10 protein-coding genes are annotated in these 15,020 nt (G+C 45.3%); 5 read left to right on the forward strand and 5 right to left on the reverse strand.

The features are described from left to right. The first annotated feature begins 9 nt into the window (after window positions 1-9). From FSB84_RS09110 to FSB84_RS09130, 5 genes are all read left to right on the forward strand, one after another. Window positions 10-1,470, forward strand: coding sequence for a RagB/SusD family nutrient uptake outer membrane protein (locus FSB84_RS09110; protein ID WP_130541861.1), 1,461 nt, complete (start codon window positions 10-12; stop codon window positions 1,468-1,470). Between the two features lie 423 nt (window positions 1,471-1,893). Continuing rightward, window positions 1,894-5,121: a SusC/RagA family TonB-linked outer membrane protein gene (locus FSB84_RS09115; protein ID WP_130541860.1), complete on the forward strand. Its 3,228-nt coding sequence runs from the start codon at window positions 1,894-1,896 to the stop codon at window positions 5,119-5,121. Window positions 5,122-5,139: 18 nt separating this feature from the next. Then, on the forward strand, window positions 5,140-6,654 hold the full coding sequence (locus FSB84_RS09120; protein ID WP_130541859.1) for a RagB/SusD family nutrient uptake outer membrane protein: 1,515 nt from the start codon (window positions 5,140-5,142) through the stop codon (window positions 6,652-6,654). Window positions 6,655-6,770: 116 nt separating this feature from the next. Next, window positions 6,771-7,241, forward strand: a complete 471-nt coding sequence (locus FSB84_RS09125; protein ID WP_130541858.1) for a hypothetical protein — start codon at window positions 6,771-6,773, stop codon at window positions 7,239-7,241. A gap of 38 nt (window positions 7,242-7,279) precedes the next feature. After that, the gene (locus FSB84_RS09130; RefSeq protein ID WP_130541857.1) at window positions 7,280-7,522 is read left to right on the forward strand and encodes a hypothetical protein; all 243 of its coding nucleotides are present in this window, start codon (window positions 7,280-7,282) and stop codon (window positions 7,520-7,522) included. Window positions 7,523-7,600: 78 nt separating this feature from the next. Here the strand turns inward: FSB84_RS09130 and FSB84_RS09135 are convergent, their stop codons facing one another. The 5 genes from FSB84_RS09135 to alaS form a co-directional block, all read right to left on the reverse strand. Next, on the reverse strand, window positions 7,601-8,821 hold the full coding sequence (locus FSB84_RS09135) for a TlpA disulfide reductase family protein (RefSeq protein WP_130541856.1): 1,221 nt from the start codon (window positions 8,819-8,821) through the stop codon (window positions 7,601-7,603). Window positions 8,822-8,831: 10 nt separating this feature from the next. Continuing rightward, entirely contained in the window at window positions 8,832-10,280 is a 1,449-nt protein-coding gene (gene gatB, locus FSB84_RS09140) for an Asp-tRNA(Asn)/Glu-tRNA(Gln) amidotransferase subunit GatB (protein WP_130541855.1), read from the reverse strand. Between the two features lie 177 nt (window positions 10,281-10,457). Then, window positions 10,458-11,489 (reverse strand): PDZ domain-containing protein, encoded by a 1,032-nt coding sequence (locus tag FSB84_RS09145; protein ID WP_130541854.1) that lies wholly within the window; start codon window positions 11,487-11,489, stop codon window positions 10,458-10,460. A 133-nt stretch (window positions 11,490-11,622) separates the two neighbouring features. Then, window positions 11,623-12,240 (reverse strand): class I SAM-dependent methyltransferase, encoded by a 618-nt coding sequence (locus FSB84_RS09150; protein WP_130541853.1) that lies wholly within the window; start codon window positions 12,238-12,240, stop codon window positions 11,623-11,625. 80 nt (window positions 12,241-12,320) lie between these two features. Next, a complete protein-coding gene (gene alaS, locus FSB84_RS09155; protein ID WP_130541852.1) occupies window positions 12,321-14,951 on the reverse strand; it encodes an alanine--tRNA ligase in 2,631 nt (876 codons plus the stop codon). Window positions 14,952-15,020: the final 69 nt, after the last annotated feature.

A 15,020-nucleotide genomic window follows, 5' to 3' on the forward strand; every position in this document is an offset into this window, starting at 1 on the left:
AGAATAATTATGAAATATATTCTGATAACTGTTTTACTGGTTGGCATGATAACGGCTCCCTCCTGCAAAAGGGAAGAGCTGCTGAGCCCGCTTCCCCCCACCAGTATCATCGACAGCTTTGCATTCGATACACCTGAAAGGATCATCAATCAGGTGCGTGCATTGTATTCCAATCTCAAGAACGGGCAATTCTATGGTGGCCGTTATCTTATCTACAACGATATCAGGGGCGAAGAATTCCTGAACCAACTCACCAATGGTGTAACAGGATATGGCACCTGGAACTTTGCACTTACCAATACTGCACAGGAAGTGCAGGGGCTATGGTCGCAGGCTTATTATGTGATCAATACCGCCAATGTTTTCCTGGATGGATTGACCACCAAGGGTAAGGGTATTGTGAGCGATAGCCTTGCACTCGACTATGAAGCAGAAGCGAAGTTCATCCGGGCGCTGAGTTATTACAGTTTGTTGCAATTGTATGCCCGTCCCTACTGGGATGGTAATGGCAGCAAACCCGGATTGCCGCTACGTTTGAAAGGGAATAAATCGATCCAGGATTATTCGCTCGAACGCAGCACTGTAACGCAGATCTATGACCAGGTACTGACTGATCTGAATTTTGCAGAGACCAATCTGCCGCTGCAATATGGTACTGCGGCATTGAATACAACAAGGGCACACCGAAATACTGCCATTGCACTGAAAACAAGGGTTTACATGAGTATGCAGCGATATGATAAAGTGATCGAAGAGGCCGGCAAGATTGTTGGCGCCGGTCCTGTTTCATCCGCAGCAACGGGAGTAAAGCATAAACTGGAATCAGATATTACCACAGTATTTGCTTCTCCATATACTTCAGTTGAGTCCATTCTTTCCATGCCCATGTCGGCCGATGAAGTACCCGGAACACAGAACCAGCTGGCTTATTATTATAGCCCAACCAGCGCCAACGGCGGTATCGGTAATGGTGAATATGCACTCAACCCGGACGGCATCATTGCCAATACAGGATGGACAGCTGCAGATAAGCGTCGCAGCTTTATTCACACTACAGCATCCACCGGCAAGAAATGGTTGATCAAGTACAAAGTGCGCAGTCCGTTTACAGACTGGATCCCTGTGATCCGTTATTCTGAAGTGCTGCTGAACTATGCAGAAGCGCTGGTGAGGGAAACAAATAGCGTGGATACGAGAGCGTTAGAAATGCTGAATGAAGTGCGCAAGCGTTCTGATGCAGCTACCACCCTGGCGCCAGCTGATTTTGATGCCATGATAGATGCATTGCTGACTGAACGCAGGATCGAGTTCCTGGGAGAAGGAAGAAGAAGCCCCGATCTGCTCCGGCTTGGATTGACAATTCCCGGCAAAGCGGCCGTGGTGGCCGTTCCTGCTACAGACATCAAATACATCTGGCCAATTTCAGCTGCAGAGTTGTTGCTGAACAGTAAAATGATTGACAATAAATAAATCCGACTGACCCAGACTTCCAACTACAACCGGGCCGTCCGCAGGGGCGGCCCCTTTTCAAAAGATTTGCGGTGAACCGAAGGAGAGGTCGCAAATTTTTTTTTCGAAGCTGGCGATCTGTTGGTCCACTGATTTTCGATTTCATCATTTGCGCCGATGTGCCCACAATTTGAATTTGACCTGAATTTTTTATAAATAGTAATATATTTAAATATGATTTTTCCCGGGTATCCGGATTGATAAGTTTGCCTCATGGTGAATGGGTATAATAACATGATGTATAACCGAAATATTAATTTTTTGCTAAAAAAAATTTGGATTGTTAAGCAGCCAGATCAATACATTTGCTGTCCATAAAGTTGATAACTACTCTGAATAGCAGTTATTGATTTTAGTTTTACATCAAAACATAAACTCACGCACATGAGAAAAATGCTGTTGCTTTTAGCAAGCTTCTTGCTATTATCGTGGCAACTATTCGCCCAAACCCGAACTATCTCCGGGAAAGTGACTGATGACAAGTCAAACCCAATTCCCAACGCATCCATCACAGTTAAAGGAGCATCAGTAGGTACCACTACCAATGCCGATGGAAATTTCTCTCTCACAGTTCCTGATAATGCAAAAATTCTTGTGATCTCTGCTGTAGGAATGGCAGCGCAGGAACATGCGATTGGTTCAAAAACTACATTCAACGTTTCACTGAAAGCAGAAGATAAAGCTTTGGACGAAGTGGTGGTGGTTGGTTATAGCAAAACAACCAAGGAAGCATTTACCGGCTCTGCCAAGGTGGTGACACGAGAGCAGTTGAATAATAAAAATGTTTCAAACATTTCAAGTGCTTTGGCTGGTGAAGTAGCTGGTGTCAGAGCAATTACTTCAAGTGGCCAACCTGGTTCAACTGCCACCATTCGTATTCGTGGTATCGGCTCCGTGAATGGAAACCGCTCTCCATTGTATGTTGTAGATGGTGTGCCTTATACGGGTAATCTCAATGCACTGAACATGGAAGATGTTGCTTCTGCAACTGTGTTGAAAGATGCGGCAGCTACAGCTATTTATGGTTCAAGAGGTGCTAACGGTGTAATTGTAATTACCACAAGGGATGGCAGAAATAAAAAGTCCTTCATTGAAGTGGACGGAAAAATCGGTTCCAATATGAGACTGCTGCCTCGTTATTCTGTTATCACTTCTCCGGAGGAATATATCGAATTGAGCTGGCAGGCGATGCACAATCGGGGATTAGCAGAAGGATTAAGTCCTGAAGATGCAAAGGATTATGCCAGCGACAAACTTTTTTCTGCAGATGGTATAGCCCCTGTATTCAATATGTGGAGTTTGGCTGGTAACGAACTGATTGACCCGGCCACAGGCAAGATCAAGTCGAATGCAACCAGAAAATATACGCCGGAAGATTGGGAAGATTATGCTTTTCAATCCTCCAGCAGAAAAGAAGTGAATCTGAAAATGGGTGGCGGTGATAGCAAAACAAACTATTACACATCCTTTGGCTATTTAGACGATGTTGGTTATTCTATTCAGTCTGATTTCAAAAGGTTGACAGGTCGTTTGAACCTGAACCATGAAGTGAAATCCTGGTTGACAACCAACATGAATATCAACTATGCTAATACCAAAACAAACAATCAGGGTCAGATCAATGACTCCAGAAGCGTTTTTTGGTTTGTAGACAATATGCCTTCCATCTATCCGCTCTTCCTGCGTGACGCATCAGGAGAAAAGATAGAAGACCCTTACTTTGGTGGCTATCAGTTTGATTATGGCAGAAATGGTAGAAAGTTCGGCTCTTCAGCAAATGCCATTGCAGATGCTAAGTACAATACCAGAGTTTCCAATAGAAATGAATTGACAGGAAATGCCTCTATTATTCTGAAACCTATAAAGGATCTGTCTTTCGAGAACAGACTGGGTGTTAGCTATTATAACAACGTAGCTTATCTCCGCGAAAATAAATTCTATGGCGGATCAGCAGAAGGCGGCGGCTATCTCAGTCAGACAAGAACAGAACTGCTGAACCTGAACTTACTGTCAATGCTCCGCTATGCTCGCCGCTTTGGTGGTCACGATCTGGAAGTATTGGCGGCTCATGAAGCTACTGATTATAAACAATCTATTACTACAGCTTCTGCTACAGGCCTGGTTCGAAATGATGGGCTTGAATTCAATAATACAGTCGTATCTCTTCCGAATTCATCTTATGCTAATACTAATACGCTGGAAAGCTATTTTGCTCAGGCGAATTATAACTACGACCAAACATATTATTTGTCCGGTACTATACGAAGAGATGGCTCTTCCCGATTTTTGGACGGCAGAAAATGGGGAACCTTCGGTTCCGTGGGTGCAGGTTGGATTGTGAGCAATATGGGTTTCATGCAGAGCTCAAGTATTTCAAACACCCTGACTTTCCTCAAGTTAAAAGCTAGCTATGGTATTTTAGGTGATCAGTCTGGTTTGGGATATTATCCTGGTTTGGATTTTTATAATATCCTTAATCTGGGCGATCTCCCCTCTCTCCCACCGCCAACACCCGGTAATGCTGATCTGACCTGGGAAACTTCCAAAATGTTCCAGGTAGGTGTTGAGTTCAATGTAGGTTCATTTCTGACAGGTTCAATTGATTACTATCAGAAAAATACTACCAATCTGATCTTTGAAAGAAGGGTAGGGCCTTCAAATGGTTATGCCTTAATAAATGTAAACGATGGCGAATTAAGAAACACTGGTATTGAGTTTGACCTGACCGGACATATCCTGAAAAAGAAAGATTATTATCTTGATCTGAATATCAATGGAGAGCATTTCAATAATAAGATCACAAGAATGCCGCTTGACCCTACATCCGGTAATTTGCCTAAAATAATAGATGTGCAAAGTCCATTTGGATGGGCTAAAGGTCATTCCATATACGACTTCTTTATGAGAGGTTTTGCCGGAGTAGATCCTGCTGACGGCAGAAGTATGTGGACTGTTTATTATGATGATGCTAATGACAATAAACAATTTGATGACGGAGAAGAGGTTAGAGAGCTTGAAACCTTTTATTCAGATAATCCAGATAAGAAGGGTAAGTTGTTGACAGGAACTACCAAGACTTTTGCACAAGCTACCCAACACTATATAGGTAAAAGTGCCATCCCTGCCGTTAGAGGTGGCATTAATCTGCGTGCAGGATGGAGAGGCTTTAGTTTAGCAGTTCAGGTATTATACAGTTTGGGTGGTTATGCTTTTGAAGGTAATTACCAGGACCTCATGAGCAATGACGCTATAGGCGGCAATAACTGGAGCACTGATATAAGGAATGCATGGAAGCAACCTGGCGATATAACCAATGTGCCAAGGATTTCGGATAATGCTGACAAAGACGTGAATGCAACTTCTTCAAGATTTGTTACGAAGGCAAATTACCTGGCGTTGAATAATATTCGGTTAGGATATTCCATACCAGCAAGCATACTGAAAAGAGTTGGAGTTGTTGATAATTTAGATGTTTGGGTTTCTGGTGACAACCTGTGGTTGCATTCTGCCAGGAAAGGATTTAATCCTGCAGCTTCCGAAACTGGTGCCTCTGCCAGGTATACCTATTCTCCATTGTCAACAATCAGTGCGGGAGTAAGGGTTAGGTTTTAACATTAAAAAGTAAAAATTATGAGACCAAAAAAAATATTATTTCTGGCTATTGCCGTTTCTGCAATGGTTTCGGGATGCAAAAAAAGTTTCCTGGAAACGGAACCCTCAGAAAGATTATCTACTCTTCAATACCGAAACGCTGTTAAACAAGATCCCAGCTTAAACGTTGCCACACTCAGAGGGTTATACACCGCAATGTATACAGACGGCATTGGTGGTACTACAGCAGATGATGATTTCGGCCAGAAAGGAATCGATATCTACACGGATATGCTTTGCTCTGACATGGTGCTGGGCGGATTGAACTACGGTTGGTATGCTGACTTAACAGAATATACAGCAACCATAAACTTTACCACAAACGAAAACTATATACCCTGGAGATATTTTTACAGGTTGATTTACGGTGCCAATAATATCATTGACGGTATCGTTGATACAGATCCTTCTTTGGAAAATGAGTTGAACAAGGCAATTATGGGACAGGCTAAGGCCATGCGTGCTTACGCGTATTTTTATTTGTCTCAGTTGTATATTCCGGAATATGGCGACGGCTCCACCAAAGTATTGCCTATTTATTCTACGGCAAAAGGAGAAGGAAATCACCCGAAAAGTACTACCAAAGAAGTTTATGATCTGGTTATAAGTGACCTGACGGAAGCTGTCAACTTGTTGACCGGAGCGGCAGCCAGAACAGGAAAGGAACAAGTAGATGTAAATGTTGCAAAAGGATTACTGTGTTATGCACTTGGAGCAAGAGGTACGCCTGCCGACTGGGCGCAGATTGTAACGCTGACTCAAGATATCATTGATGAATATCCTGCCACTTCACCGGCAGCAACAGTGTTGTTACCGGGGCAAACCGTAGCCGCCAATCCGGCAGCAGGATTTTATGATGTTAATACACCCAGCTGGATGTGGGGCGTTGATGTAACAAAAGCCATGGGTGTAGGCCTTCTTTCATTTTGGGGGCAGGTAGATTACTTTTCCTATAGCTATGCGTCCGCAGGAGATTATAAGAATATTGATAATGGGCTATGGGCTGCCATGCGCCCAGATGATATCCGGAGGTTGCAATTCAGAGCATCAAACCCGCAAATGCCCTGGTACAAATTCTTCGACCCGGGTCGTAAAGCTCAGGGACAGGCACAGCCGTTTACAACCGATCTGTTGTATATGCGTTCGGATGAATTTTATTTGTTAAATGCAGAAGCCAAAGCCAGAACAGGACAGGATCTTGCTGCTGTAGGTGTATTAGAGAATTTCCTGGGAGGCGGCAAAAGGCTTACTGATGTTGGTTACCTCACCGGATTATCCGGCCAGCCCCTCTTGAATGAAATTTATTTTCAAACCCGTGCTGAACTTTGGGGAGAAGGTAAATCATATTTAGCCATGAAGAGAAACAAGGCTACCACCAAGAGAGGTAACAATCACTTGTCGTTTGCCGGCCAAACATTTGCCTATAATGACCCAAAGCTTACTTTCTCAATTCCACAAGCAGAAATACTTAACAATCCTAATTTAGATAAATAGGAATCAGATATTTTTTGCAAGAGCTGTTCCGGGTCTCCGGGACAGCTTTTTGTTTGCGAGGCCGGGCAAACATAAAAATGCAGTACTGTATTCACCTATCCTAAAAATTAGAGTTGATGAAATGTTTTAAGGCATTGATTTCTTTTGTTATAATATTTCTTGTTGTTGGTTGCGCTTCCTTAAGAAGAAGTGTAAAAAACAAAAAGAATACCTTCACTCAAGAAATAATAAAGTTTGATACATCCTTAATAAAAAATAAAGAGAGATCGGCCTTCGACATATTGATTGCTACTTATGCAGATTCAATCAATAATATGAATGAAGGTAAATTACCTTTTTTTCTGACTGATGTGCAATTTGACTATCACCATACAGGTATATTTTCTCCTTTTCATAGCCCTTTACCTTTGCGAAAATTGATTTTCGATAAGGTTGACAATTGTAATTCCTTAATATTAATTATTGACGCCGATGCTGAAGCTTTGAAAAGAAAACCACAAATTGAAAATGATATTTCTGTTGAATTTATCGAATATTCGTATTTCGATTTAGCGAAAAAAAGAATTGATGAACTGAAATGCCTATAAAGGAAGGGATACTTTAACCTAATTTAATTCTCAAAAACTTGAAAATAACTTTAGTTATTGTCACCAGCTTTATTGTAAGTATCTTGTTGTTTAGTGCGTTTTCCTATACTGGTATCGGCCCGGCTTTATTTAAGTGGGTAATGAGTGTTTTTGGTGATGGACCTCCTCATGAAAAGGAAGGTAAGCCGCATGCCTTTATTTTTATTTTCTGTTTTTGGATATTACTTATAGTCATATCTTTTGCAGTTCTCTATTCTTTATTCGGCAGAAAAAAGAAATAATTGTCATTTTGAAATAAATAAAAGACCGCCGGAAAAATATTCCGGCGGTTTTGTTAGTATTTATCCAATAAGAATTTCTCACTTCAACACTTCCGCCAGCTTCGCGCTCAGCGCCTCTCCTCTCAACTCTTCTGCAATCACAATCCCTTTGGGATCCACCAGTACATTATAAGGAATCCCTTCAAACTTATACAACTCAACTGCCTTGCTTTTCCAGAAAGCCAGATCGCTGATCTGTGGCCAGTTCAGGTTGTCTGCTTTAACGGCCTGTACCCAGGCGGCTTTGTCTTTATCGAGCGATACGCCCAGCACAGTAAAGTTTTTGTCTTTGAATTTGTTGAAAGCGTTCACAACATTTGGGTTCTCTGCACGGCAGGGACCGCACCAGCTTGCCCAGAAATCCACCAGCACATATTTGCCTTTGAAAGAAGAGAGGGAAACATTCTTTCCGTTTGGATCGGGCATCACAATATCCGGTGCTGGCTTTCCAATCAGTGAATTGGATTTGCGACGCTCGGCTGCTGCTTCCTGTTGCTTTTGCATTTCTGCAGCCTGCACCTTATAGGCTTCATATTTTTTCTTCAGGTCTGCGAGGTTGCCATCGTTGGGGAATTTCTGTGTGAGTTTACCCAGTTCAGCTTCAAAGTCGCTCTGCTCCAGTGTTTGTGCAGAACGTCCCAGAGCGAAAGCGGCAACAACCGGTTGGTTGATCTCGCTGAGAGATTTCTTCAGGAAGCTATTCAGGCTGGTCATTGCAGCATTCTTTTTGTTGGTAGCGAGAATGATCACAGAGTCCGGAGCGGAAAACCTTTTCAGGCTGTCCATTGCTTTCATGGAATTCTCGATAGCATTCTGATGATCGCTGTAGCCGAAGAGGAAATCGCGCAATTGCGTGGTGGCGCCTGATCCTGATACAGTGTAGAATTTCTCTTTTCCTGCAAAGTCTATATTGAGTGAAATTGGAGAAGCATCATACACGATAGGGGCCATGGGGCCATTCTTGATGATCACATTGAAAAGTCCGCCATTGGCGCCTTTGCCTTTCAGTGTAAATTCTTTCGCGGTTGCGGGAATGGTGGTGGAGTCCAGTTGTACGGGGGGCAGCTCTCCGCCGAAGGGGATTTCGTAAAGGAAGAGGGTGATCTTTCCGTCCTCGATCGCTTTGGGATAAAGTTCGCTTACCTGATCTGCGTTGGCAATGGTGCCTTTTACTTCAAGGGATTGATTGGAACCTCCGGAACAAGCCGCTGCCAATGCCATCACTGCCACTACCAGGATCCGGTTGAATTGTTTTTTCATGTAAATTTTTTTAGTTCAGTTTCTTCAATAAAATATCGTTCGTTAACCGGGGGTCTGCTTTTCCTTTGGATACTTTCTTTACTTCTCCAACAAACAATCCCATCAAACCTTTCTTTCCTTTTTTGTATTCGGCCACTTTCTCCGGCATCTTCTGCAATACTTCTTCCACCCAGGCGGCTACATTACTTTCATCGGAATCCTGCACCAGGTTGAGCGATGCGGCGATATCGAGCGGATTGCGGCCCGGCTCAGCCACTAACGCAGGCAATACCCTGGTGGAGGCGATGGAGAAGTTCAGCTTACCCTCATCAATAAGCGCTATCAGCGCCGCGATGCCGGCAGGTTGTACGGGAAACTCCGTAATGGAAGCGCTCTTATCGTTCAACCATGATTTCACAGGTCCCAGCATCCAGTTGGCTGCAGCCTTGTAATTGGACGTATGCGTGATAACAGCCTCGAAATAATCGGCCGTTTCCTTTTCATCACAGAGTACGCGGGCGTCGTATGCCGGTAGTTGCAGTTGCTGCGTGTAGCGGGCAATACGTTGTTCGGGCAGTTCAGGGATACTTTCTTTGATGGATTGCAGCATGGATTCCGTTACGCGGAAGGGAACGAGATCCGGGTCTGGAAAGTAACGATAATCGTTAGCTTCCTCTTTGCTGCGTAGCGAGAAAGTTATACCGGCCTGGGCATCGAAGCTACGGGTCTCCTGTATGATGGTCTCTTCGTTCTCCAGCATTTCTATCATACGTTTGGCTTCCAGCTCGATGGCGCGCTTAACGTTTCGGATTGAGTTGAGATTCTTTACTTCTACCCGGGTGCCGAGTTTGGTGTCTCCTTTCTTTCTTACAGAAACGTTGGCATCGCAACGCATACTGCCTTCTTCCATATTGCCGTCACAGATCCCTAGATAGCGGAGCATTTTGCGGAGCTCGGTAAGATAGGCGTAAGCTTCCTCTCCACTTCGTATAACCGGATCCGTTACGATCTCCAGCAAGGGAACGCCGGCGCGGTTGTAATCCACACAGGTATTTTCGGGATCAACATCATGCAGGCTCTTGCCGGCATCTTCTTCCATATGGATGCGGTTCAGCTCGATGGGCCTTTCCGTATCACCAATGCGGATGGTCACATAACCACCGATACAGATGGGAGTAGTATGCTGGGAGATCTGGTATCCTTTTGGAAGGTCGGGATAGAAATAGTTCTTGCGCGCGAAATAATTATTGGGGCTGATGGTGCAATTACAGGCCAGTCCCATGCGGATAGCATATTCAACAGCTTTTTTGTTGAGTTTGGGCAGGGTGCCGGGATGGCCGAGGGTAATCGGACTGATATGAGTATTTGGTTCGCCTCCAAAGGCAGCACTGTCGCCACAAAACAGCTTGCTTTCTGTGAGCAGTTGAGCGTGGACTTCCAGTCCTGCCACTAATTCGTATGCATCGTAATTGATCGCCATAAAATGTGTAATGGTCAGAGCATACAAAAATACCTTATTCCATGCGGATTGCAAGCGCGCATAAAAATGCCCGGAATATGGCGCAGATAATACTGTTCACATATTCCGGGCTTGTAAATCGGGCTGTTCCTGATGGCTATTGGCATTCGGGCCAATGCCCCTGAATGCTGATATCTTTTACAAATTGGCTGTTTTCAGTTTTTTGGGGAAGGATACTTCCACATTTACTGTTTTTCCATCGCGAAGTATTTTCACGGGGATCTTCACCTTGTTGTCTTTGGAAGCGGCGGCTGCTTCTTTGGCAAGTTCTTCCGCGCTGTTCACTTTTTTATTGTTGAATTCTGTGATGAGATCCTCTTCTTTGATACCTGCTTTTTCTGCAGCGGATTCATCATCTACATCCAGCACTTTCACGCCAACACCGTTCTCTGTGTCCTGGGCTTTGATACCGAGTCTGGGACCACGATTGGTATTGAACTGTCCATAAGGCGCACTGAATTCAAAGTTCTTCGGGAATAATTCACCCAATTCGTCGAGCTTGAAAGCATTGCCACCTTCCGGTATAGTGAAGCTGTGGGATTGTGATTCGGTTGTTTTGCCCAGTTTCGCATTGATCACTACTTCTTTGCCATCGCGCAGCACAGTGATCTTCACTTCTTCATCAGGTTTGCGGGCGCGGATGAGCCGGCTTACATCATTGGCATCCTGCACTTTTTCTCCGGCGATCTTTGTGATCACATCTTTCTCTTTCAGTCCGGCTTTTGCAGCTGGGCTGCCTTCTGAAACCTGTGTGATGCGGGCTCCGCCGGGCGCTTCCTCTGTTACAACGCCGAGGAATGTTCTGGTAGCTCCGGCTTTGTAAAAATCATTGTTGAAATTGAAAGCCTGGGCGCCGCCATGTTCGCGGAATGGCGAAACAGTGATAACCCGGCCAGCCCTGTTGCGGCGTACACTGATATTGTCATTCTCGAATTCATCCAGTGGTTTGCCATCTACAAATACATCGCCATCCCTGATCTCGATCACAACCTTGCCATCTTTGTCGCCGCTCTTGCGGATAATAAGCTCGTCGTATTGTTTGAGTTTTTCCTTAGGCTCTTTTGCCTCCTTGGGAGCTTTGGGATCTTTCGTGTCCTGGGCCATAGCGGCAGTACCGGCGAGCAAAGCGGTAGTAGCGAAAGCGAAGGCCAGGTGTGAGTATCTTTTCATGTAACGAATGGTTTATGAATTGACTACGGAATGTTTCGTAGATCAAATATAAGGAAATATTTGAAATACGAAATAGTTCGGAAATGAATAGGGGGATTTAACGGATCGTTAAGAGGGCGGGCCCCGGGACGGGTTATTGGCTATTGCGTTCCATAGCGCAGAAGATAAAGTTCTGTGTTGTGTTAAAAGGAGTTAGATGATCTTCTATTTTGCAATTGAGGGTTTTGAATTCAGGCGCAAACAAGCTGGTCAGTGCAGGTTCATCATATCTTTTGATTTCTAATCCGCTGCATTTCAAAGGACCATTAGTAGAGAATGTACCGATGGATAAATATTTTCTTACATGCTTTTTTACCAGTTGCACATAAGTATCGATCTGTTCGGGGGTGGTGAGAAAATGAAAGGCAGCCCTGTCGTGCCAGACATCGAAATCCTGTTGTGGTGCAAAGCTGGTGATATCGCATACGATCCAGTTCACTTTAGCGGACTTTTCTCCCAGTCTTGCCTGCGCGCGTTCCAACGCTTTGGCGGAGATATCCAGCACCGTGATATTGTCATAACCTTCTTCAAGAAGGAAATCCACCAGTTTGCTATCGCCACCACCGATATCGATGATGCGCGCAGATTTATCAAGACCTGACTGGTGAATGAGGTCGAGTGAAGTTTGTGGTTTGTGCTGCGTCCAGCTTACTTCCTGCGGTGTTTTTGTTTCGTACACTTTTTCCCAGTGTCCTTTGAGGTTTTGATCCATCACTACCAATTAAAAGTAAACGGGCAGCATGCTCTGGATAAGTCTGCTGCCCGGTTTGATATTATTGCAAGGGATTGTTCTTACAGCAATCCTTTTACTTTTTCGATAACGGCCTGGAGCTGGCTGGCATCCTGTCCACCTGCCGTAGCCAGGTTTTTCTGTCCGCCGCCGCCGCCTTTGATCAGCGGTGCGATATGTTCCTTGATGATCTTGCCGGCATCCAGTTGTTTGGCGGCTACTACAGTGTCTGAGATACCAACGGCAACAAATGGTTTACCGCCGATATTGGCGCAGAGCACAGCCACATAATCATGCAGGTTATTTTTCAGATCGAAGGCGAGTTTCTTCAAAGCATCGGCATTGCCTACTTCTATGATCTCACCGATATAGGTAACGCCATCGATGATCTGGTCTTTCTGCAGCAACTCGTTCCTAACGCCAACCAATATGCGGTTTTCGAGATGGTCGAGTTTCTTTTTAAGGTCGCTGTTCTCTGACTGTAACTGTTCAACGGCTTTCACCGCGTCTTTGGGATTCTTGAGCGCCAGCTTCACCTGTTTCAGTTCAGCGGATTGTTCATCGATATATTTTTCAGCAGCGTATCCGCTTACGGCTTCCACCCTTCTTACACCGGCGGCTACGGCGGTTTCCTGTTTGATGCGGAAGATGCCGATCTCCCCGGTTGAGCCAACATGCGTTCCACCGCAAAGCTCTACCGAATAATTCGGATCGATGATCACCACGCGTACAACATCGGCATATTTTTCACCGAACAGCGCCATAGCGCCGGATTGCATGGCTTCTTCCTTTGGCATTTCTTTGATCACTACAGGAATATTCTCGCGGATCTTTTGGTTCACGATGGCTTCCACTTTGCTGATCTCTTCGTCGGTCATCTTGGCGAAATGCGAGAAGTCGAAACGCAGATACTCCTCATTCACCAGCGAACCTTTTTGCGCCACATGCGTGCCGAGTACTTTACGCAGTGCAGCGTGCAGCAGGTGAGTAGCGGAGTGATGAACTGCGGTGCATTTGCGGCGTTCTGCATCCACCCTTGCATCTACAGGGGCCGTGATGTTCACGGGTAATTTATCGGTAAAGTGAATGATGAGGTCATTCTCTTTTTTGGTATCGGTAACGGGCACCATTTCGCCATCGAAGCTGAGGAAGCCGGTATCTCCCACCTGGCCACCACTTTCCGCATAGAATGGCGTGGTGTTGAGTACGAGCTGATAGGACTCCTTGCCTTTGGCTTTGATCTTGCGGTACTTCAGCACTTTGGTTTGCAGTTCCAGCATATCATAGCCTGCGAAGTTGGGGCTTTGATTCTCTTTTCCATCTTTCACCAATTGTACCCAGTCTTCCGTGTCGAGTGTGGTAGCGGCGCGGCTGCGGTCTTTCTGCTGCTGCATTTCTTTCTCGAATCCTTTTTCATCTACAGCGAGATTATTCTCACGGGCGATGAGAAGGGTGAGGTCGATAGGAAACCCATAGGTATCGTACAGTTCAAAGGCAACGCTGCCTTCGATGGTTCCGTTGGTAGCGGTTTTGATCACATCGTCGATGCGTTTGAGACCTTTATCGAGTGTACGGAGGAATGCTTCTTCTTCTTCCCTGATCACTTTTTTCACAAAATCCTGCTGTTGCTGCAGTTCGGGGAATACATCCCTGAACTGGTGAGCGATCACCGGCAACAGTTGATGAAGCAGTGGTTGTTTGTAATCGAGATAAGAATAATAGTAACGCACGGCGCGGCGGAGGATCCTGCGGATCACGTAGCCGGCGCCGGTATTGGAGGGCAGTTGTCCATCAGCGATAGTGAAGCTGATGGCGCGGATATGGTCGGCGATCACGCGGAATGCGATGGCCTGACGGCTGTCGCTGCCATCATATTTTTTATGAACGATATTACCGGTAGCTGCGATGGTTTCGCTGAAAACATCGGTATCGTAGTTGGATTGTTTGCCCTGGAGCACGCGCACCAGTCTCTCGAATCCCATACCCGTATCCACATGTTTGGCGGGCAGTGGTTCGAGGGAACCGTCTTTCAGGCGGTTGAACTGGATGAATACGTTGTTCCAGATCTCGATCACCTGGGGGTGGTCGTTGTTCACGAGGGAGGCGCCATTGGATTTGGCTCTTTCTTCATCGGAACGGCAGTCTACATGGATCTCGGTACAGGGGCCGCAGGGGCCGGTATCGCCCATCTCCCAGAAATTGTCTTTTTTCTTTCCGAGCAGGATGCGGTCTTCAGCCACCCATTTTTTCCACTCGTTCATAGCTTCTTCATCTTTAGGGAGGTTCAGTTCCGGATCTCCTTCAAAAACGGTCACGTACAGCCGATCTTTCGGGATCTGGAAAACCACATTGAGCAGTTCCCAGCTCCAGGCGATCGCTTCTGTTTTGAAATAGTCGCCGAAGCTCCAGTTCCCGAGCATTTCGAACATGGTATGGTGATAGGTGTCAACACCTACTTCTTCGAGGTCGTTATGTTTTCCGCTGACGCGAAGACATTTCTGGGTATCCGCCACGCGCTTATGGGGGGCTTGTTTATTGCCCAGGAAGTAATCTTTGAACTGGTTCATACCTGCATTGGTGAAAAGCAGGGTAGGATCATTTTTTAGAACGATGGGAGCGGAAGGAACGATGGTATGGCCCTTCGATTTGAAAAAATCCAGAAAATGCTGGCGTATGGCGGCACTTGTGATCATAAACGGAACAATCTTTGATAATGTGAAAGCCTCACTGCATACATTCATTTCAACAGATAACTACCGGAA

It is taken from the genome of Pseudobacter ginsenosidimutans, assembly GCF_007970185.1.
Lineage (GTDB): Bacteria > Bacteroidota > Bacteroidia > Chitinophagales > Chitinophagaceae > Pseudobacter > Pseudobacter ginsenosidimutans.